Annotated in this window: 1 pseudogene; it reads left to right on the top strand. The window is 34.0% G+C overall.

From position 1 onward, the window contains the following. Window positions 1-890 (top strand): annotated as a pseudogene (locus tag BN346_RS11020) (hypothetical protein); the annotation flags it as partial.

The raw sequence follows: 890 nt of genomic DNA, 5'->3' as shown, positions 1-890 counted from the left end.
ACACAAGAGTGGCATGAAATAAATACAATAAAAGAAAATATGATGACAGATGCAATAAATACCATGTCACAAGGTGAAGTAGAACAAAAGAGCTTATTAGAAAGGCAAAAGCAAAATGCTGTTATAACTACAGCAGAACAGGCAGCAGAGGTAGTTAAAAATAGTGCTGAACAAAGAGATAAAACAATAGCAGCTGCAGAAGAAGAATATGACAAAACTGTTCAAGCGATTATTAGAGAACGTGATGAAAAAGGAACTATAAAAGCAGATGAAGCACAAAAGCTAATTTCAGCAGCAGAAAGTCAAAAGGAAAATGCAATATCTAACGCACAAGGAATGCATCAAGAAGTAGTTATGGAAGCTCAAAAGCAAGCTAAAGACCATGTAGATAAAGTTGATTGGGAAAGTGGAGAAGTAAAATCAAAGTGGCAAGTTATGACTGAAACAGTTTCAAAAAAAGCTACTGAAATGAAAGATAATGCATTAAAGTCATTTGATGACCAACGTCATAAAGCAATGGCTAAAATTGATGAAATGGCAAAAGGAGTAGCTGATGGATGGAACAATATTGTAAATTGGTTTGATACATTACCTTCAAGACTTAAAACTAAAGCACATAATATGTTTGAGAGTATGAAACAAGGGGTTGAAGAGAAAAGGGAATCTATAAAGGAAGCAGCAATCAATATTGGTGAAGGAATAGTAGAAAAACTTAAAGAGATACCAGGTAAGATGTTAGACATTGGTAAAAATATAGTTGATGGTTTAAAAGATGGAATAAGAAATTGGGCAAGTAATGCATGGGAGGCAGCTACAGAACTTGCAAATGGTGTAAGTAGTAAAGTTAAAACTGCACTAGATATTCATTCACCTTCAAGGGTTATGAAAGA

The organism is Clostridium ihumii AP5 (genome assembly GCF_000612845.1).
GTDB lineage: Bacteria > Bacillota > Clostridia > Clostridiales > Clostridiaceae > Clostridium_J > Clostridium_J ihumii.
This window is presented reverse-complemented; position numbering and strand designations above follow the sequence as displayed.